The following is a 16,340-nucleotide window of genomic DNA, read 5'->3' on the forward strand; positions in this document are numbered from 1 at the left end:
CGGGAAGACCGTCTCGATCAGCTCGGCCTCGGTGGTCTCGAGCGTCTTGCCGACGGTGTAGCCATGGATCATCTCGGTGACCTCGGCGCCGATCATGTGCGCGCCGAGCAGTTCGCCGGTCTTGGCGTCGAACACGGTCTTCACGAAGCCTTCGGCCTCGCCCAGCGCGATCGCCTTGCCGTTGCCGATGAAGGGGAAGTTGCCGACCTTCACCTCATAGCCGGCTTCCTTGGCCTTGGCCTCGGTCAGGCCGACGCTAGCGATCTGCGGGTGGCAATAGGTGCAGCCCGGGATGTTGCGGACGTCCATCGCGTGCGGATGCTTGCCGGCGATCGCCTCGACGGCGATCACGCCCTCATGGCTCGCCTTGTGCGCGAGGAACGGCGGCGCGGTGACGTCGCCGATCGCATAGAGGCCGGGCACATTGGTCTTGCACGCCGCATCGGTGATGATGTGGCCGCGCTCGGTCTTCACGCCCAGCGTCTCCAGCCCGATATTCTCGGTGTTCGGCACGATGCCGATCGCGACGATGACGTGGCTGAACTCCTCGACCGTCGTCTTGCCGTCCTTGTCCTTGATCGAGGCCTTCACGCCCGTGGCCGTCACGTCGATCTTGTCGACGCCGGTCGAGGTGCGGATGTCCATCCCCTGCTTCTTGAACTGCTTCTCGAGATGCGCGGAGACGTCCTTGTCCTCCACCGGCACGATCCGGTCGAGCATCTCGACGATGGTCACCTTGGCGCCCATGTCGTTGTAGAAGCTGGCGAACTCGACGCCGATCGCGCCCGAGCCGATGACCAGCAGCTTGGTCGGCATCTCCGGCGGGGTCATCGCCGTCCGGTAGGTCCAGATGCGCTTGCCGTCGGCCTTGGCGAAGGGCAGGTCGCGGGCGCGGGCACCGGTGGCGACGATGATGTTCTTCGCCTCGAGCTCGGTCTTCTTGCCGTCCTCGGCGGTGACGGTCAGCTTGTTCGCGGCGGTGAGCGTGCCCGTGCCCATGTGCACCGCGATCTTGTTCTTCTTCATCAGGTGCGTGACGCCCTGGTTGAGCTGCTTCGCCACGCCGCGCGAGCGCTTGACCACCGCTTCCAGGTCGGCGGTGATCTTCTCCGCCGCCAGGCCATAGTCCTTGGCGTGCTGCATGTGGTGGAACACCTCGGCCGAGCGGAGCAGCGCCTTGGTGGGGATGCAGCCCCAGTTGAGGCAGATGCCGCCAAGCAGCTCGCGCTCGACGATCGTGGTCTTGAGCCCGAGCTGGCTCGCGCGGATCGCCGCGACATAGCCGCCGGGGCCCGAGCCGAGAACGATGACGTCGTAGGATTCAGCCATGGAAAGGTCCGTCCTGAACTCCCTCCCCCCTTGCGGGGGAGGGTTGGGGAGAGGGGCGGCCGCCGCCGGGCCTCGATGGCCCGGCGGCGGCTTGGAGCGACACGAGGATGGCGCTCAGCGCACCATCCGAATTGGTGAGAATCTCGTGGTTCCACAAGCGGAGCAGGCGGAAGCCCTGCGATTCAAGCCAGCGGTCGCGCTTCGCGTCGTGCGCGCTATCGAGATGCTGCGAGCCGTCAGCCTCGACGATCAGTCGCGCAGAGAGGCAAACGAAGTCGGCGACGTAAGGGCCGATCGGCTGCTGGCGTTTGAACTTCCAGCCGAGCAGGCGCTTGTTGCGGAGCAAGCGCCAGAGCGCGGCTTCGGCATCGGTCTGGTTGCGGCGCAGATTGCGCGCTCTGGCGAGCGCGCCCCCTCTCCCTCCCACCGCTTCGCGGCGGGGCCCTCCCTCCCCCGCAAGGGGGGAGGGAAAATTGTCGCCCAGATCGGCCTCAGACACTCGCCACCACGCCGCCGGTGGCAAGGCACCAGCCCGAGAAGCTCCACACCGAGCCCCAGGCCGCGCCGAGCAGGAAGGCGGTGCCGAGGCGCACCGCGCTCTCGGCGCGCGCGAGGCGGCGGCGGAGGAACCAGGCCATGCCGGCCAGCAGCACGAAGCCGCCGACGAGCAGCGCGCGCAGCGAGCGCGCCGGGCCGAGCAGCCAGTCGACCCAGTCGCCCTCGAACGGCCAGAACAGCGCGACGGTGACGATCAGCACGCCGCCGACCGCGGCCAGCGCCATGCCGACATCGGCCGCGGTGACGCGCAGCCGGCCGCCGAACGGCGCGACCAGCCACGGGCCGACCATCACGAGCGTCGTCACCAGCCCCTGGAGCAGCGCCGCGCCGAAGGAAGGATAGCCGGTCATGCGCCGGCGCCCGCGAGCGGCGGGATCGGGCGCGGCATCCGCTCGGCGTCGATCGCGACGAAGGTGAAGCGCGCTTCGGTGACCTTGCGCATCGTCTCCTCGTGGCGGTGGCGGCGCCAGGCCTCGACTTCGATCGTCATCGAGGTGCGGCCGGTGCGCACGAGGCTGGCATAGACCGAGACTTCGTCGCCGACCGAGACCGGCAAGTGGAACTGCATCGCCTCGACAGCGATCGTGACGGCGCGCCCGCGCGAATGGCGCGAAGCGATCGAGCCGGCGGCGAGGTCCATCATGCTCATCAGCCAGCCGCCGAAGATGTCGCCATAGGGATTGGCGTCGGCGGGCATCGCGACGACGCGGATCGCGGGCGCGCCCGGGGGCGGACACGGCTCGCCGGTCTCACTCATCATCCTGCTTCTTTCCGGCTTCGGCGCCAGCCTCGGCAAGCGTCCTGCGATCCTCGGCATAGGCGCGGCGGATCGGGCCGATGCCCATCGCGACGATCAGGATCATCGCGACATCGGTCACCAGCCAGATGTCGTGCCGCGCGAGCGGATAGGACCAGGCGGCGAACGACGCGATCAGCATCGCGGCGAGGACGCCGACGACGATGTGGAGCACCTCGATGAAGACGCGCATCGCGGAGCCCCGCTCAGGCAATCATGCCCAGCGGAGCCTCGACCAGCTCCTTGAAGATCTTCATCATCTCGGCGCCGTCCGCGCCATCGATCGCGCGGTGGTCGAAGCTGCCGGTGACGCTCATCACCGTGGCGACGGCGAGCGCGTCGTCGACGATATAGGGGCGCTTCTCGCCCGCGCCGATCGCCATGATCATGCCCTGCGGCGGATTGATCACCGCCTCGAACTGCTTGATCCCGTACATGCCCATGTTCGACAGGCTGGCGGTGCCGCCCTGATATTCCTGCGGCTGGAGCTTGCCCTCGCGGGCGCGACCGGCAAGGTCCTTCATCTCGGTCGAGATCGCCGAGACGCTCTTGCCCGCGGCGTCGCGGATGATCGGGGTGATGAGGCCGGTGGGAGTCGAGACCGCGACGGAGACGTCGGCGCGGCTGTACTTGATCAGCTTGTCGCCGGTGTAGGTGACGTTGCACTTGGGCGCGGCGATCAGCGTGACGCCCAGCGCCTTGATCAGCAGGTCGTTGACCGAGAGCTTGACGCCGCGGCTCTCGAGGCTGGCGTTGAGCTCGGTGCGCAGCTTGAGCAGCGCATCGAGGCGGATGTCGACCGTGAGGTAAATGTGCGGGACGGTCTGCTTCGATTCGGTGAGGCGGCGCGCGATCGTCTTGCGGATGTTGGAGAGCTTCTCCTCCTCGTGCGGGATCGTGTCGTCGTACCAGACCGGCTTGTGCTCGGCGGGCGCGGCGGCCGGTGCCGGGGCGGCGGAGGGCGCAGGCGCCGCGGCGGCAGTGGCGGGCTGGACGGCCGGAGCGGCGCCGGGCTTGGCGCCCTCGACATCGGCCTTGACGATCCGGCCGTTCGGGCCCGAGCCGGCGACGCCCGACAGGTCGACGCCCTTCTGCTCGGCGATGCGGCGCGCGAGCGGGCTCGCCTTGACGCGGTCGCCCGAGGCAGCGGCGGGGGCTGGAGCGGGGCTCGGCGCGGGAGCCGAGGCGAGGGGAGCCGGTGCGGGCGCAGGAGCTGGGGCCGGAGCCGGGGCGGCGGCGGGCACCGGGGCGGCAATCTCGCCGCCGTCGCCGTCGAGGACCGCGATGACGGTGCCGACCTTCACATTGTCGGTGCCTTCGGGGACGAGGATCTTGCCGATCACGCCTTCGTCGACGGCTTCGAACTCCATCGTCGCCTTGTCGGTCTCGATCTCGGCCATCAGGTCGCCGGACTTGACCGTGTCGCCTTCCTTGACCAGCCATTTGGCGAGCGTGCCTTCCTCCATCGTCGGGGAAAGCGCAGGCATCTTGATCTCGATCGGCATGAGTGTCCGTCCCGGGGAGTTTGGCTTGGCTCTCCCTTTGCCGCCGCGCCACCCGCGGTCAAGCCCATGGGCTTGCGCATGGCGCAATCGAGGTCCACCTAGACGCACGGGGAGGAACCCAGCCATGCGCACCTATCTGGTGGTGATCGACGAGAGCCCAGAGGCCGAGATCGCCCTTCGCTTCGCCGCGCGCCGCGCCGTGAAGACCGGCGGCAGCGTCGAGATCCTGGCGCTCGTGCCCAAGCCCGACTTCGTCCAATGGGGCGGGGTGATGGCGACGATCGAGGAAGAGGCGCGGCTGCGCGCCGAGTCGCTGGTCACGCGCGCGGCGGGGACGATCCTCTCCGAATCGGGGATCACGCCAGCGATCACGATCCGCGAGGGGGATGGTCCGCGCGAGATCCGCGAGATGATCGCCGACAATCCCGAGATCGCCGCGCTGGTGCTCGGCGCCGCCGCGACCGGCGCGCCAGGCCCGCTGGTGACGCATTTCGCCGGGCACGACGCGGGGACGCTGAGCGTGCCGATCATGATCATCCCCGGCGCGCTCGACCCCGATGCGATCGACCGGCTGAGTTAGACGGCCGAGTTAGGCGATCCTCAACCCTCCGGCGCTAAGGCGGAGGCCATGGTCACGAAACGCATCCTCATGATCGCGGCGGCAAGCCTGTGGCTGGCGGGCTGCAGCGCGGCTGCGTCGCAGGAAGCCAAGCCGCCCAAGGCCGGCGCGACGATGGGCGCGGGACTGAGCGGCAAGGACGTCGGCGCGCCGGGCAATTGACCCGCCGCCCGGGCCGGGCCACTCAACGGCTATGCGCATCCTCGCCCTCGCCCCGCTCGCCCTGATCGCGACCCCCGCCCTGGCGCAGGCGCCCGAGAAGCCCGACCCCGCGCGCCTCAAGGCGACGGTCGAGAAGCTCGTCAGCTTCGGCACGCGCCACACGCTCTCCGACCCCGACCACCCCACCCGCGGCATCGGCGCCGCTCGGCGCTGGGCGATGGCCGAGCTCTCGCGGATCGGCGACGCGTGCAACTGCATCGAAGTCGCCAACATCGGCCGCGGCTTCACCGGCCCGCGTGCGCCGAACGGGGTGCAGATCGTCGACGTGCTCGGCTTCCAGCAGGGCCGCGATCCCCGGCGCGTGATCATCGTCATGGGCCATATCGACAGCCGCGTGAGCGACGTGATGAACGCGACCTCCGACGCGCCGGGCGCCAACGACGACGGATCGGGCGTCGCGCTGGTGATCGAGGCGGCGCGCATCCTCTCGCACGAGAAGTTCGACGCGACGATCATCTATGCGATCACGTCCGGCGAGGAACAGGGGCTGTTCGGCGCGCAGCTGCTCGCCGACACCGCCAAGGAGCGCGGCTGGACGGTGACCGCGGTGCTCAACAACGACATCGTCGGCAACACGCTCGGCCAGGGCGGCACGAAGGTTGCCGACCGGGTACGCGTCTTCTCCGAGGGCATCCGCGCGTCGGAGGACCTCAAGGGCCAGCAGGCGCGGCGCGGCGACGGCGGCGAGGACGACGGCCCAAGCCGCGCGCTCGCCAAGGCGGTCGACGGCATCGCCGCGACGATCCCCGGCGGGCTAGACGTATTCCTCGACCGGCGGCCCGATCGCTTCTCGCGCAGCGGCGACCACATCCCCTTCCTCGCGCTCGGCTATCCGGCGGTGCGCTTCACCGTGGGGATCGAGAATTGGGACGCGCAGCACCAGGACCTGCGCACCGAGAAGGGCATGGCCTATGGCGACACGGTCGACCGGATGGACTTCGCCTATCTCGCCAAGGTCACCGCGATCAACGTCGCGACGATCCGGCGGCTGGCCAGTGCCCCCGCGGCGCCCGAAGCCGCGACGATGGCGGGCGCGCTGGGGCTCGACACGACGGTGAAGTGGCAGCCGGTGGCGGGCGCGGCGGGGTACCGCATCCGCTGGCGGCGCACCGACAGGCAGGACTGGACGGGCGCGCGCGACGTGCCCGGCGGCACGATGGCGGAGGCGCTGCTCGAGGACGTGCCGGTGGACGACAATTTCGTCGGCGTTTCGGCGCTGGCGGCGGACGGGTCGGAGAGTTTGGTGACCTTCGCGGGGCGGGGGAATTAGGTCCTCCCCTTCCTCGACCTCTCAGTCGTCATCCCGGCGAAAGCCGGGACCCAGGGCCACGAGCGACGTCCTCCACAACCCTGGGTCCCGGCTTTCGCCGGGATGACGGATCAGGGGATGAGATCGGCACAAAAAACGGGGTGGAAGCACTGTTGCGATTGACCAGATCGCAGCATCACCTCCACCCCTGATCCTCCGTCAACGAGGATGTCCCTTGAACCTTCAGCGGCAGCCACAGGCCGGCTTGCGTGGGCGGAGCTTCGAGCGGAGCACGCGCTTGGTGCGGCCGACATAGGCGGTCGAGGTTTCCTCGATCACTTCCGTCGTGGTCGTGGTGGTGATCACCGGACCCGGGATGATGATCGTGGTCGTGCCCCCGCCGTAATAGCCGCCGCCATAATAGGCGCTGCCCTGATAGCCCCCTTGATATCCGCCCTGATACCCGTTCCCGTCATAGACCACGCGCGCGCCCGGGCAGCGCTGCGGACAGGGTGGCGGCGGCAACTGCGCCGCCGGCGGCGCCCCCACCGCCGGCGGTGCATACCCCCCCTCGGGGTATCCGTAATAGTCGTCGGGATCGACCGGCTGGATCGAGCGGTCGTCATAGCCGTATCCGCCGTTGCCATAGCCGCCCGCGCTCGCGCTGGCCGAGGCCGCGCTGCTCGCATAGGCGGTGCCATAGCCCGCGCCCGCCTCGGCATCGGCCCAGGCGATGCCGCCCACCGAATCCCACACCCGGCCCGACCCGTCGACGAGCACGGCGTCGTCGTAATAGCGGACCCAGCCATAGCCATAGTCCGGGCGGCTCAGCCCGTAATCGGCATAGTCGGGAATGCGGAAGTCCCCGCCGAGCCAATAGGACGGCAGCACCGCGCCCCTCCGCTGGCGGTGATACCCCCGCCAGCCCCCCGGAGCGCGGGCGCCTCCCCACCAGCGGCCGTCGATCGATCCGCCCCAGCGTCCCCCCGGATGCTGCGGCCCGGCATAGCCCCCCGGGCCGGGCACATGCGGCGGATTGGGCGACACCCAGGCGCGCGGCGGCTGGGCGCGCGGCGGATTGGGCGAGGCCATCGGGGGGGTGTTGTGGAAGGCCGGGCCGGCGGGGTCATAGACCACCGAGGGCGGCGGGATGTTCGGCGCGTTGGGCGTGCCCGGCGAGCTGTTGTAGAAGACCGGCCCGCCCGTACGGGCCTGTTGCGCATCGGCGGGCGCGGCTGCGACGCCCGAGGCGATCAGCGCTGCCAGTGCCAAACGACGCATGCAAGACTCCCAAAGCACGCGCCTCGGCGCGGTAAATACTTTGGTAACCCTTGCGGCGTTTCGGCACCACGGAAGAGGATCGTTAACGGAGTCCCGATGCGGGGCAGCGCCTCGCCCGCGTTAACCTCTCAGGCGATGCGCGGGCCCAGGATCGCCATCAGCGCCTCGCAGCCGGCGGCGTCACCATGGTCGAAGCGCGCCGGGCTGGGGCTGTCGAGGTCGAGCACGCCGAGCAGCTCGCCCTGGTGGACGATCGGCACGACCAGCTCCGAGCGGCTGTCGGCATCGCAGGCGATATGGCCGGGGAAGGCATGGACGTCCTCGACCAATTGGGTCTCGCGCGTCGACGCCGCGGTGCCGCATACGCCCTTGCCGAAGGGGATGCGGATGCACGCCGCCTTGCCCTGGAACGGCCCGAGCACCAGCTCGCCGCCGATATTGCGGTAGAAGCCCGCCCAGTTGAGGTCGGGCAGCACCTGCATCAGCAGCGCCGAGACGTTCGCCATGTTGGCGATCGGATCGGGCTCGCCGGCGGTCAGCGAATCGAGCGCAGCGGCGAGCTCGCGATAGAGCTCGGCCTTGGAATCGGTGGCGATGTCGAAACTGTACATGGCGCGTATCTAGGCACGATCGACCGCGAGCGGGAGAGGGTCTTTCGGCGCGGTGCGCGGCCGCCTGTGCCGCCTGGCTTGCAATGTAGGATTTCGCCTGCTTGGCTGGCGCGGCTGGAACAATCCGGCCGCCCCTTGAACCCGCCGGCAACCGGACACCCGATTTTCGGCGACGGGTTGTGACTCTTGTGACTCTTCGCTCCTGAACCCGCTCGCGACTCGTGGCCCTGGGTCCCGGCTTTCGCCGGGATGACGATTAAAGAGACAAGGCCCCTCCCTCCCGCGCTGCTTTCAAAGCGTGCAATTGAAACGCCCTCGATCCGGCCGGGCCGCTCAGGCCGCCACCTTCGTCACGAAATCGCCCGCGCTGCTCTCGAGGTTCGCCAGCTGGCCGGTCACTGCTTCGAACCCGCGGCCGAGCGCGTCGATCTCGAGCGCGACGGTCTCGGTGTCGGCGCGGATCGCGGCGACGGTGTCGGACATCGAATCGGCGGCGAGCGCAGTCTCGTCGACCGCCGCGGTGATCGCGGTCACCGTCTGCGCCTGGATCTCCATCGCGACGCGGATGCGGTTGGCCGAGGCCTTGACCTCGGCGACGGTCGCTTCGATCCCGGCATTGGTCTCGACCGTCGAGCGCGTCGCAGACTGGATCGCGGCGATCTTGCCCGCGATGTCGTCGGTCGCGCGCGCGGTCTGGCTGGCGAGGCTTTTCACTTCCTGCGCAACCACCGCGAAGCCGCGGCCCGCGTCGCCGGCGCGCGCAGCCTCGATCGTCGCGTTGAGCGCGAGGAGGTTGGTCTGGCCGGCGATGTCGCGGATCAGCCCCAGGATCGATTCGATCGAGCGCGCATGGTCGCTCAGCAATTCGGACATGCCCACCGCCTGGTCGGCCTGGGTCGAGGCGCGCGAAGCGATCTCGGCGGCCGATTCGACTTCGCCGCGGGCATCCTCGATCGCGCGGATGAGGCCCGCCGCGGTCGACGCCGCCTCGCGCATCGCCACCGCCGACTGCTCGGCCGCGGCAGCGACTTCGGAGGTCTTGCCCATCATCCCGCGCGCCGAGGAGGAAGCCCCCGCCGCCTGCGCGCGCAGCACATTGCCCTCGCGCGACACCGAGGCGACCGTCGAAGCGATGCCGTTGCGGAACTCCTCGGCGAGCCGGTCGCGCTCGCGGCGCGCGCCGAACTCGACGTAGTAGGCGTAGAGGCTCGCGTAGACGTCGCATTCGAGCGAGCGCAGGTGCGAGAAGACGCCGTTGATCTCGTGGCGCTCCTCCTTCGAACATTCGTGGCGGCGGCCGAGGATCTCGAGCGTGCGCGAGCCGCCCGCGCCGGTCATCGAGAGGATCGCGGTCAGCGTCACATCGGCGGCGATCGCCGCGGCGACGGTGCGCTCGGCCGACTGGACCCAGGCGATGTCGCCCACCTTGGTGAAGCGGTTGCGCAGATAGTCGACGCCGCGCCGCACCGTCTCGGCATCGGGATGGTCGACGAACTTCTCGCGGCCGCCGAACATGCGGCGCCATTGCAGCCAGTGCGTCTCGGCGACGGCGGCGGCCTCGGGCTCGAGGATCTCCCAGATCTGCTCGGCGACTTCGAAGTCGCGCGGCTCGAAGTTGAAGAGACGGAGCCGCTCCTGCAAGTCGATCGCGGCGCTGCCGCTCCCGAGCTCGGGCAATTCTCGACGAGACATCTGCATGACTGGACGGCCCCCCTTCGGCCCTGGTTCGCCAGCCTAGGGGTCGACCGTTAACGGTCGGTAATGTTGCAGCTGCGAAATGGCCCGATCCGGTTCAGTCGAACTGGACCTTGGCGCGGCCGGCCTTGACCGCGCCGCGGCCCTTCTTGGCGTCGACGCGGCGCGCCTTGGCGGCCTTGCTCGGCTTGGTCCTGATCCGCTTGGCCTGGCGCTCGTGCGCCTTGTCGATCAGCTCGGAGAGGCGCTCGCGGGCGTCGGCGCGATTGGCTTCCTGGGTGCGGAAGCGGCGCGCGGTGATCAGCAGCTCGCCGGCGGCGGTGAGCCGGGTGCCGGCGAGCACCTTGAGCCGCTGATAGGCGTGGACCGGCAGGCCGAGCCTGAACACATCGACGCGCAGCTGCACCGCGGTCGCGACCTTGTTGACGTTCTGCCCGCCGGGGCCGGTGGCGGCGAGGAACTTCTCCTCGACGATCGCCTCTTCGGGGATGTCAGCCATTGGCGAACCCCGCTTCCTCGAACCGGCGCGGCCAGGGCGCATCGGCAGTGATGTCGCGCTTGCCGGGACGCGGCACGCTGAGCGCCGAGGCGTGGAGCATCATCCCCAGCGGCAGCGCGCCGGCGCCATAGACGGGATCGCCCATGATCGGAATGCCGAGCCCCTCGGCGGCGTGGACGCGGAGCTGGTGGGTGCGGCCGGTCTCGGGATAGAAGGCGACGAGCGCGCGGCCCTTCGCCTGGCCCTCGCCCATCTGGAGCAGCCGCCAGCGCGTGCGCGCGGGCTTGCCGTGCCTGGGGTCGCCGCGCATCCGCCAGCCGGTCGCGGCGCTCGAGACCTTGGCGAGCGGCAGGTCGACGATGCCCGCCTCGCCTTCGGGCACGCCGTCGAGGATCGCGATGTAGCGTTTGGTGACTTCGCCGGCCTCGAACGCCTGGCCGAAGCGCTTCATCGCCTTGGGGTTGCGCGCGAGCAGCAGGCAGCCGCTGGTGTCGCGGTCGATGCGGTGGACGGGCTGGGGCAGGCGCTGGAAGCCGAAGGTGAGCTGGTCGAGCATCGCCTCGACGCTGGGCGAGCCGTCGCGCGGCGTGTCGACGGCGAGCCCGGCGGGCTTGTCGATCACCACGGCCTCGCCGTCGAGGAAGAGGATGCGCTGGTTGAGCATTTGGGAGGCGATATAGCCTGCCGCGCTCAGGGCGCCAGTTCTCCCTCGGTCGTCACCCCGGCGAAAGCCGGATGACGATTGTAGAAACAAACGCATCACGGCGGCCGGAAGCCATCGCTTCCAGCCGCCGCTCCGGGACCGGCATCAAGGGGGGAGGGACTGCCGGCCCCGGTAAGGGTCAGGCGGCCAGCTTCGCCGCGGTCTCGGCGATGCGGCGGCCCTGGTAGCGGGCGCCCTCGAGTTCGCTTTCGCTCGGCTGGCGGCTGCCGTCGCCGTCGGCGATCGTCGTCGCGCCATAGGGCGAGCCGCCCTTCACCACGTCGACGCCGGCCTGGCCCTGATAGCCATAGTCGAGGCCGACGATCGTCAGGCCGAAGTGGAGCAGGTTGGTGATGATCGAGAAGAGCGTGGTCTCCTGGCCGCCGTGCTGCGTCGCGGTCGATGAGAAGGCGCCGCCGACCTTGCCGTGGAGCTTGCCCTGGAACCAGACGCCGCCCGCCTTGTCCCAGAAGGCCGCCATCTGGCTCGCCATCCGGCCGAAGCGCGTCGGTGCGCCGACGATGATGCCGTCGTAGTCGGCGAGCTCATTGGGGTCCTCAAGGACCTCATGGCTGTGGTCGACCACGAAGCCCGCGGCCTGGGCGACTTCGAACGGCGCGGTCTCGGGGACGCGGCGGACGTCGACCTGGGCGCCGGCGCTGCGCGCGCCTTCGGCGACGGCGTCGGCCATCTTCGCGAGGTGGCCGTAGGACGAATAATAGAGAACGAGGATCTTCGGCATTGGAGTTGCTCCTGGAGAGTCAGGGGAGGGTCTGTCTTGGGGGGACAGGGAGGATCGACAGGGCCCTCCCCTTCCCGGCCCCGCGAAGGGCCGGGGATTTCGTCATTCGGCGTCGACCAGCACGATCTCGGCATCTTCGAGCGCGGTGATCGTCACGGTCTGCCCGCCCGAGAGCGCTGCCCCATCGCGCGCCTCGATGCGATCACCATTGAGGGTAACCGCACCAACCGCAGGGACGAGGTACGCATGGCGGCCTTCGCCGATAACGTGCTCGACCGATTCGCCGGCCTTGAGCGTCGCACCGAGCACGCGGGCGTCGGCGCGGATCATCAGCGCGTCGTTGTCCTCGGCGAACCCCGAGGCGAGCGTCACGAACTTGCCCGAGCGATCGCCCTTGGGGAACGGCTTGGCGCCCCAGCTCGGCTGGCCGCCGGTCGAGCGCGGCTCGATCCAGATCTGGAAGATCCGGGTGGTCTCGGGCTCGAGGTTGTACTCGGCGTGGCGGATGCCCGAGCCGGCGCTCATCACCTGGACGTCGCCGGCCTGGGTGCGGCCGCGGTTGCCCATCGAATCCTGGTGCGTGATCGCGCCCTGGCGGACATAGGTGATGATCTCCATGTTCGCGTGCGGATGCGGCGGGAAGCCCGAGTTGGAGGCGATCTCGTCGTCGTTCCAGACGCGGATCGCGCCCCAGTTCATCCGGTCGGGGTCGTAGTAATTGGCGAAGCTGAAATGGTGCTTCGCATTCAGCCAGCCATGGTTGGCATGGCCGAGGCTTTCGAAAGAGCGGCGTTCGATCATCGTCGGAACTCCTGAATGGGTTGCAGCATAGATAGGTCGCGCGATGGGAGCGTAAATGGAAACGTTAGAAACAGATCGTTTCCGGTTTATACGACACCCTTCAGTCGTCATCCCGGCGAACGCCGGGACCCAGGGCCGCGAGCGACGTCCTCCACAACCCTGGGTCCCGGCTTTCGCCGGGATGACGGGTTGAGTTGGCTGGGAACCCCTCCCCCAGCGATGGAAGGAACAGAATGAAGCTACCCGACTTCGAGGCCTGGGCGGTGTTCGCCGCGGTGGTCGAGCATCGCTCGTTCAGCGGCGCGGCCGAGGCGCTGGGGACGTCCAAGGCGACCGTGTCGAAGGCGATCAGCCGCCTGGAGGCGCGGCTGGGCACCACGCTCTTCCACCGCACTTCGCGCCGGCTCACCCTCACCCAGAGCGGCCAGGGCCTCGCCGAACGCGCACAGCGCATCCTCGAGGAAGCGACCGAGGCCGAGGAAGCCGCGCGCGACGCCGCCAGCGCGCCCTCCGGGCTGATCCGGCTCGCCGCGCCGCTCACCTTCGGGATCAACACGATCGCGCCGATGCTCGCCGACTTCATGGCCGCCAACCCGGCGATCCGGATCGAGCTCAAGCTCTCCGATGCCTTTGTCGACATCGTCGCCGAGGGGATCGACATCGCGCTGCGCATCGCCGAGCTGCCCGATTCATCGCTGCGCGCGCGCCGGGTGGGGCCGATCACCACGCATATCGTCGCCGCGCCAAGCTATTTCGAGCGCCACGGCCGCCCGCGCCACCCCGCCGACCTCGCGACGCACGCCTGCCTCGTCTATACCAACACCGCCAACCCCGACGTCTGGCGCTTTCGCCGCGCGGGCGGCGAGGAAGCCGCCGTGCGCGTCGACGGGCCGATGCGCACCGACAGCGGCGACGCGATGCTCCCGCTGCTCCGCCTCGGCCTCGGCATCGCGCGGCTGCCCAACTTCCTCGTCGGGAACGATCTCGCGTCCGGCGCATTGGAGTCGGTGCTGGAAGACTGGTCGGTAAGCGCGGCCGGACTCCATCTTGTAACCCCGCCGGGAACGCTGCGTCCCGCGCGTGTGGAAGCGTTGCTGAGCTTCCTCGCAGACCGGCTCAAACCGGTCTGCGAGGAGCGCAATCGCCTTGCCTCCGAAATGCCACTTTAGGGAAATCTCTTACTCGTGATTCTCCGCGACTCGTGGATATAGGCCGGTTAGGCAGAAATTAACCTTTTGCCTTCAGATGTGCTTAGGTTAATGAATCGCTCAGCGTGCGCCACCGGTCCGGACGGCGACGCCGATGGGGCAAGGGGAAGTTGCGATGCGCGTGCTTCTGATTGAAGACGAGCCTACGACGGCCAAGGCTATCGAGTTGATGCTCACCACCGAAGGGTTCAACGTCTATACGACGGACCTCGGCGAGGAGGGCTTGGATCTCGGCAAGCTCTATGACTACGACATCATCCTCCTCGACCTCAACCTGCCAGACATGCACGGCTATGACGTGCTGAAGAAGCTCCGCGTCGCCCGAGTGCAGACGCCGGTACTGATCCTGTCGGGCATCAGCGAGATGGATTCGAAGGTGCGCTCGTTCGGCTTCGGCGCCGACGACTACGTCACCAAGCCCTTCCACCGCGAAGAGCTGATCGCGCGCATCCACGCCGTGGTCCGCCGTTCGAAGGGCCACAGCCAGTCGGTGATCCGCACGGGCAAGCTCGCGGTCAACCTCGACGCCAAGACGGTCGAGGTCGACGGCGCGCGCGTGCACCTGACCGGCAAGGAATATGCGATGCTGGAGCTGCTCTCGCTCCGCAAGGGCACGACGCTCACCAAGGAGATGTTCCTCAACCATCTCTACGGCGGGATGGACGAGCCCGAGCTCAAGATCATCGACGTGTTCATCTGCAAGCTGCGCAAGAAGCTGAGCCTGGCTTGCGACGGCGAGAACTACATCGAGACCGTCTGGGGCCGCGGCTATGTGCTGCGCGAGCCCGACGAGGACAAGGGCAGCGTTTCGGCGGTCGCCTGACCGCCGATTGGGGCAGCGTCTCGGCGGTCGCCTGACCGCCATTTCTCCGGGGGCAACGGGGGCAAGGGAAGGCCGCGGGTCCTAGGGGGACCGCGGCCTTTTCTGTTTTCTCGGCCATGCCGACTCTCAAACCGTCATCCCGGCGAAAGCCGGGACCCAGGGTTGCAGAGGACGCCGCTCGTGGCCCTGGGTCCCAGCTTTCGCCGGGATGACATTGCGGATCGTCAATCCAACCCGGTCTTGCCCGGTGCCCAATAGGCCTTGGCGAGGATGCGCGATCCCGGAACCGCGTGGCGCTTCAGGGCCTGGCGGAGGCGCTGGATCGTGCCGGCCTTGCCGGTGAGGACGAAGCTCGCGCCCGCGGCGGCGAGCGCGGGGAGCGTGGCTTCCAGTTCGGCCAGGTGCGAATCGTCCGCGCACCGCTCGAACAGCGTCGGCGGGGCGAGGGCCAGCTTGGCGGCGACCCGGCTGCTTTCCGTCGCGTCGTTGACTTCGAGATACGCCGGGCAGGCCAGGGCATAGGCCAGCCCGATCGACGTCTCGTCGCCGAACAGCGCGAGCGGACCGGCCAGGCTGCGCGGGTCGAGCGAGCCGCGCGGGCCGAACAGGTCGCATTGGTCCCCCGGCCTGGCGGCCAGCACCCAGGCGCTGCCCGGCCCCTCGCCATGCGCATAGCCGAGCAGGCAGGTGCGGCCGGTCGCGGCGTCCCACTCGATCGGCGTGTAGGTCCGCGCGACGAAGGCAGAACCCATCGCGACCTGGACCTTCTGCCCCGGCACCCAGCCGACGCCTTCGAGCGCCGGGCCCTCGAGCGTGATCAGCCGGAAGCGATCGGACAGCGCTTCGCTCGCCGTGACGGTGGCGCGCTTCATCAGCAAGCGGATCAGCGCCTGGCTCAGCCGGCCGGACGCCTTCGCGGGCGTATCGGTCATCGCGGTCATGCCACTCTCACGGCGAATTCATTGCCGCGGCCCTCGTCGATCGGCAGCGACTGCGAGACGTACCCATTGGCCGGATCGCGGACATGGTCGAGATAGGCGCGCTCGAAGGCATTCTCACCAAGGACGATCGCGCCGGGGCGCAGCTGCGGCTCGACCAGCCTGAGCACGGGCAGGTAGAGCGAGAAAGCGCCGTCGACGAGCAGCAGGTCGACTTCGCCGCCGACGTCGCGGAGCGTCTCGAGCGCGTCGCCTTCGCGGATCTCGACGAGGTCGGCGAGCCCCGCCGCTTCGAGGTGCGCACGGGCGCGCGCGGCCTTGGCGGGTTCGAGCTCGGAGCCGATCAGCCTGCCGCCGCCCCCAATGCCCCAATTGTCGCGCAGCGCCGCGGCGAGATAGATCGTCGAGACGCCCATCGACGTGCCGAACTCGACGATCCGGCTCGCCCGGCAGGCGCGCGCCATCGCGTAGAGGAAGCGGCCGTACGCCGGCGACACCGCGAGGAAATGCCCGGCATGGCCGCGATAGGTGGCGCGGTAATCGGCGCGCTCCTCGGCGATGAAGCCGGCCACCGCGCGTTCGAGGTCCTGCCCCGAGGCTTCGATCGCCGCCATCATCTGGGCGTGAAGCTCGCGATCCGCCGCCTCGCCCTCCGCGTGGAGCCGCTCGAGGAGCCGGGCCACGCGCCCGCTGGTCAATGTGTTCACTGGTTCGCCTCCAATCGAAGCTGCGGCCTCGTTCGACCCGTGCACAAGAGATGC

General features: G+C 69.1%; 20 protein-coding genes. 5 read left to right on the forward strand and 15 right to left on the reverse strand.

Annotated features, from left to right (window positions below):
* The 6 genes from lpdA to J7495_RS17040 all read right to left on the reverse strand — a co-directional run.
* Positions 1-1,329: dihydrolipoyl dehydrogenase (gene lpdA, locus J7495_RS17015; protein WP_294058013.1), on the reverse strand; the 1,329-nt coding region annotated here is incomplete at its 3' end.
* Positions 1,322-1,828, reverse strand: a complete 507-nt coding sequence (locus J7495_RS17020) for an endonuclease domain-containing protein (protein ID WP_294058015.1) — start codon at positions 1,826-1,828, stop codon at positions 1,322-1,324. The genes J7495_RS17020 and lpdA, both read right to left, overlap by 8 nt.
* On the reverse strand, positions 1,821-2,237 hold the full coding sequence (locus J7495_RS17025; protein WP_294058016.1) for a hypothetical protein: 417 nt from the start codon (positions 2,235-2,237) through the stop codon (positions 1,821-1,823). Before J7495_RS17025 ends, J7495_RS17020 begins: the two co-directional genes overlap by 8 nt.
* The gene (locus J7495_RS17030) at positions 2,234-2,647 is read right to left on the reverse strand and encodes an acyl-CoA thioesterase (protein WP_294058017.1); all 414 of its coding nucleotides are present in this window, start codon (positions 2,645-2,647) and stop codon (positions 2,234-2,236) included. Before J7495_RS17030 ends, J7495_RS17025 begins: the two co-directional genes overlap by 4 nt.
* The gene (locus tag J7495_RS17035) at positions 2,637-2,876 is read right to left on the reverse strand and encodes a hypothetical protein (RefSeq protein WP_294058018.1); all 240 of its coding nucleotides are present in this window, start codon (positions 2,874-2,876) and stop codon (positions 2,637-2,639) included. The genes J7495_RS17030 and J7495_RS17035 overlap by 11 nt, the downstream gene beginning before the upstream one ends.
* A gap of 13 nt (positions 2,877-2,889) precedes the next feature.
* Positions 2,890-4,188, reverse strand: a complete 1,299-nt coding sequence (locus J7495_RS17040) for a pyruvate dehydrogenase complex dihydrolipoamide acetyltransferase (RefSeq protein WP_294058019.1) — start codon at positions 4,186-4,188, stop codon at positions 2,890-2,892.
* Between the two features lie 124 nt (positions 4,189-4,312).
* On the opposite strand from J7495_RS17040, the gene J7495_RS17045 reads away from it, so the two are divergent.
* Genes J7495_RS17045 through J7495_RS17055 form a run of 3 tightly spaced genes read left to right on the forward strand, consistent with a single transcriptional unit; the run spans position 4,313 to position 6,299 of the window.
* A complete protein-coding gene (locus J7495_RS17045; RefSeq protein WP_294058020.1) occupies positions 4,313-4,768 on the forward strand; it encodes a universal stress protein in 456 nt (151 codons plus the stop codon).
* 48 nt (positions 4,769-4,816) lie between these two features.
* Positions 4,817-4,969, forward strand: a complete 153-nt coding sequence (locus J7495_RS17050) for a hypothetical protein (RefSeq protein WP_294058021.1) — start codon at positions 4,817-4,819, stop codon at positions 4,967-4,969.
* 31 nt (positions 4,970-5,000) lie between these two features.
* Complete coding sequence (locus J7495_RS17055; RefSeq protein ID WP_294058022.1) at positions 5,001-6,299, forward strand: M20/M25/M40 family metallo-hydrolase; 1,299 nt, start codon at positions 5,001-5,003, stop codon at positions 6,297-6,299.
* 222 nt (positions 6,300-6,521) lie between these two features.
* On the opposite strand, the gene J7495_RS17060 is transcribed toward J7495_RS17055, so the two are convergent.
* The 7 genes from J7495_RS17060 to J7495_RS17090 all read right to left on the reverse strand — a co-directional run bounded on the left by J7495_RS17060 (position 6,522) and on the right by J7495_RS17090 (position 12,610).
* Complete coding sequence (locus J7495_RS17060) at positions 6,522-7,559, reverse strand: RcnB family protein (RefSeq protein ID WP_294058023.1); 1,038 nt, start codon at positions 7,557-7,559, stop codon at positions 6,522-6,524.
* 128 nt (positions 7,560-7,687) lie between these two features.
* On the reverse strand, positions 7,688-8,170 hold the full coding sequence (locus J7495_RS17065) for a GAF domain-containing protein (RefSeq protein WP_294058025.1): 483 nt from the start codon (positions 8,168-8,170) through the stop codon (positions 7,688-7,690).
* A 333-nt stretch (positions 8,171-8,503) separates the two neighbouring features.
* The gene (locus tag J7495_RS17070; protein WP_294058027.1) at positions 8,504-9,847 is read right to left on the reverse strand and encodes a methyl-accepting chemotaxis protein; all 1,344 of its coding nucleotides are present in this window, start codon (positions 9,845-9,847) and stop codon (positions 8,504-8,506) included.
* A 115-nt stretch (positions 9,848-9,962) separates the two neighbouring features.
* The gene (gene arfB, locus J7495_RS17075) at positions 9,963-10,364 is read right to left on the reverse strand and encodes an alternative ribosome rescue aminoacyl-tRNA hydrolase ArfB (protein WP_294058029.1); all 402 of its coding nucleotides are present in this window, start codon (positions 10,362-10,364) and stop codon (positions 9,963-9,965) included.
* Positions 10,357-11,028, reverse strand: coding sequence for an RluA family pseudouridine synthase (locus tag J7495_RS17080; protein WP_294058030.1), 672 nt, complete (start codon positions 11,026-11,028; stop codon positions 10,357-10,359). Before J7495_RS17080 ends, arfB begins: the two co-directional genes overlap by 8 nt.
* Before the next feature lie 178 nt (positions 11,029-11,206).
* Complete coding sequence (wrbA, locus tag J7495_RS17085) at positions 11,207-11,809, reverse strand: NAD(P)H:quinone oxidoreductase (protein WP_294058032.1); 603 nt, start codon at positions 11,807-11,809, stop codon at positions 11,207-11,209.
* Positions 11,810-11,911: 102 nt separating this feature from the next.
* Positions 11,912-12,610 carry a pirin family protein gene (locus J7495_RS17090; protein WP_294058033.1) on the reverse strand — a complete coding sequence of 233 codons (699 nt, stop codon included), beginning with the start codon at positions 12,608-12,610 and terminating at the stop codon, positions 11,912-11,914.
* A 233-nt stretch (positions 12,611-12,843) separates the two neighbouring features.
* Here J7495_RS17090 and J7495_RS17095 point away from each other — a divergent pair, with 233 nt between their 5' ends.
* On the forward strand, positions 12,844-13,779 hold the full coding sequence (locus J7495_RS17095) for a LysR family transcriptional regulator (protein WP_294058035.1): 936 nt from the start codon (positions 12,844-12,846) through the stop codon (positions 13,777-13,779).
* 154 nt (positions 13,780-13,933) lie between these two features.
* Positions 13,934-14,641: a response regulator transcription factor CtrA gene (gene ctrA / locus J7495_RS17100; RefSeq protein ID WP_294058037.1), complete on the forward strand. Its 708-nt coding sequence runs from the start codon at positions 13,934-13,936 to the stop codon at positions 14,639-14,641.
* Positions 14,642-14,865: 224 nt separating this feature from the next.
* On the opposite strand, the gene J7495_RS17105 is transcribed toward ctrA, so the two are convergent.
* Entirely contained in the window at positions 14,866-15,582 is a 717-nt protein-coding gene (locus J7495_RS17105; protein WP_294058039.1) for a siderophore-interacting protein, read from the reverse strand.
* Positions 15,579-16,286: a class I SAM-dependent methyltransferase gene (locus J7495_RS17110; protein ID WP_294058041.1), complete on the reverse strand. Its 708-nt coding sequence runs from the start codon at positions 16,284-16,286 to the stop codon at positions 15,579-15,581. The genes J7495_RS17105 and J7495_RS17110 overlap by 4 nt, the downstream gene beginning before the upstream one ends.
* Between the last annotated feature and the right edge of the window lie 54 nt (positions 16,287-16,340).

It is taken from the genome of Sphingomonas sp. (assembly GCF_017745215.1).
Taxonomy (GTDB): Bacteria; Pseudomonadota; Alphaproteobacteria; order Sphingomonadales; family Sphingomonadaceae; genus Sphingomonas.

Coding starts and splice junctions, on each gene's coding strand:
- ctrA (WP_294058037.1), top strand. CDS start 13,934: ATGCGCGTGCTTCTGATTGAAGACGAGCCTACGACGGCCAAGGCTATC.
- wrbA (WP_294058032.1), bottom strand. CDS start 11,809: ATGCCGAAGATCCTCGTTCTCTATTATTCGTCCTACGGCCACCTCGCG.
- J7495_RS17060 (WP_294058023.1), bottom strand. CDS start 7,559: ATGCGTCGTTTGGCACTGGCAGCGCTGATCGCCTCGGGCGTCGCAGCC.
- J7495_RS17025 (WP_294058016.1), bottom strand. CDS start 2,237: ATGACCGGCTATCCTTCCTTCGGCGCGGCGCTGCTCCAGGGGCTGGTG.
- J7495_RS17105 (WP_294058039.1), bottom strand. CDS start 15,582: ATGACCGCGATGACCGATACGCCCGCGAAGGCGTCCGGCCGGCTGAGC.
- J7495_RS17080 (WP_294058030.1), bottom strand. CDS start 11,028: ATGCTCAACCAGCGCATCCTCTTCCTCGACGGCGAGGCCGTGGTGATC.
- J7495_RS17030 (WP_294058017.1), bottom strand. CDS start 2,647: ATGATGAGTGAGACCGGCGAGCCGTGTCCGCCCCCGGGCGCGCCCGCG.
- J7495_RS17095 (WP_294058035.1), top strand. CDS start 12,844: ATGAAGCTACCCGACTTCGAGGCCTGGGCGGTGTTCGCCGCGGTGGTC.
- J7495_RS17090 (WP_294058033.1), bottom strand. CDS start 12,610: ATGATCGAACGCCGCTCTTTCGAAAGCCTCGGCCATGCCAACCATGGC.
- J7495_RS17050 (WP_294058021.1), top strand. CDS start 4,817: ATGGTCACGAAACGCATCCTCATGATCGCGGCGGCAAGCCTGTGGCTG.
- J7495_RS17055 (WP_294058022.1), top strand. CDS start 5,001: ATGCGCATCCTCGCCCTCGCCCCGCTCGCCCTGATCGCGACCCCCGCC.
- arfB (WP_294058029.1), bottom strand. CDS start 10,364: ATGGCTGACATCCCCGAAGAGGCGATCGTCGAGGAGAAGTTCCTCGCC.
- J7495_RS17065 (WP_294058025.1), bottom strand. CDS start 8,170: ATGTACAGTTTCGACATCGCCACCGATTCCAAGGCCGAGCTCTATCGC.
- J7495_RS17045 (WP_294058020.1), top strand. CDS start 4,313: ATGCGCACCTATCTGGTGGTGATCGACGAGAGCCCAGAGGCCGAGATC.
- J7495_RS17040 (WP_294058019.1), bottom strand. CDS start 4,188: ATGCCGATCGAGATCAAGATGCCTGCGCTTTCCCCGACGATGGAGGAA.
- J7495_RS17035 (WP_294058018.1), bottom strand. CDS start 2,876: ATGCGCGTCTTCATCGAGGTGCTCCACATCGTCGTCGGCGTCCTCGCC.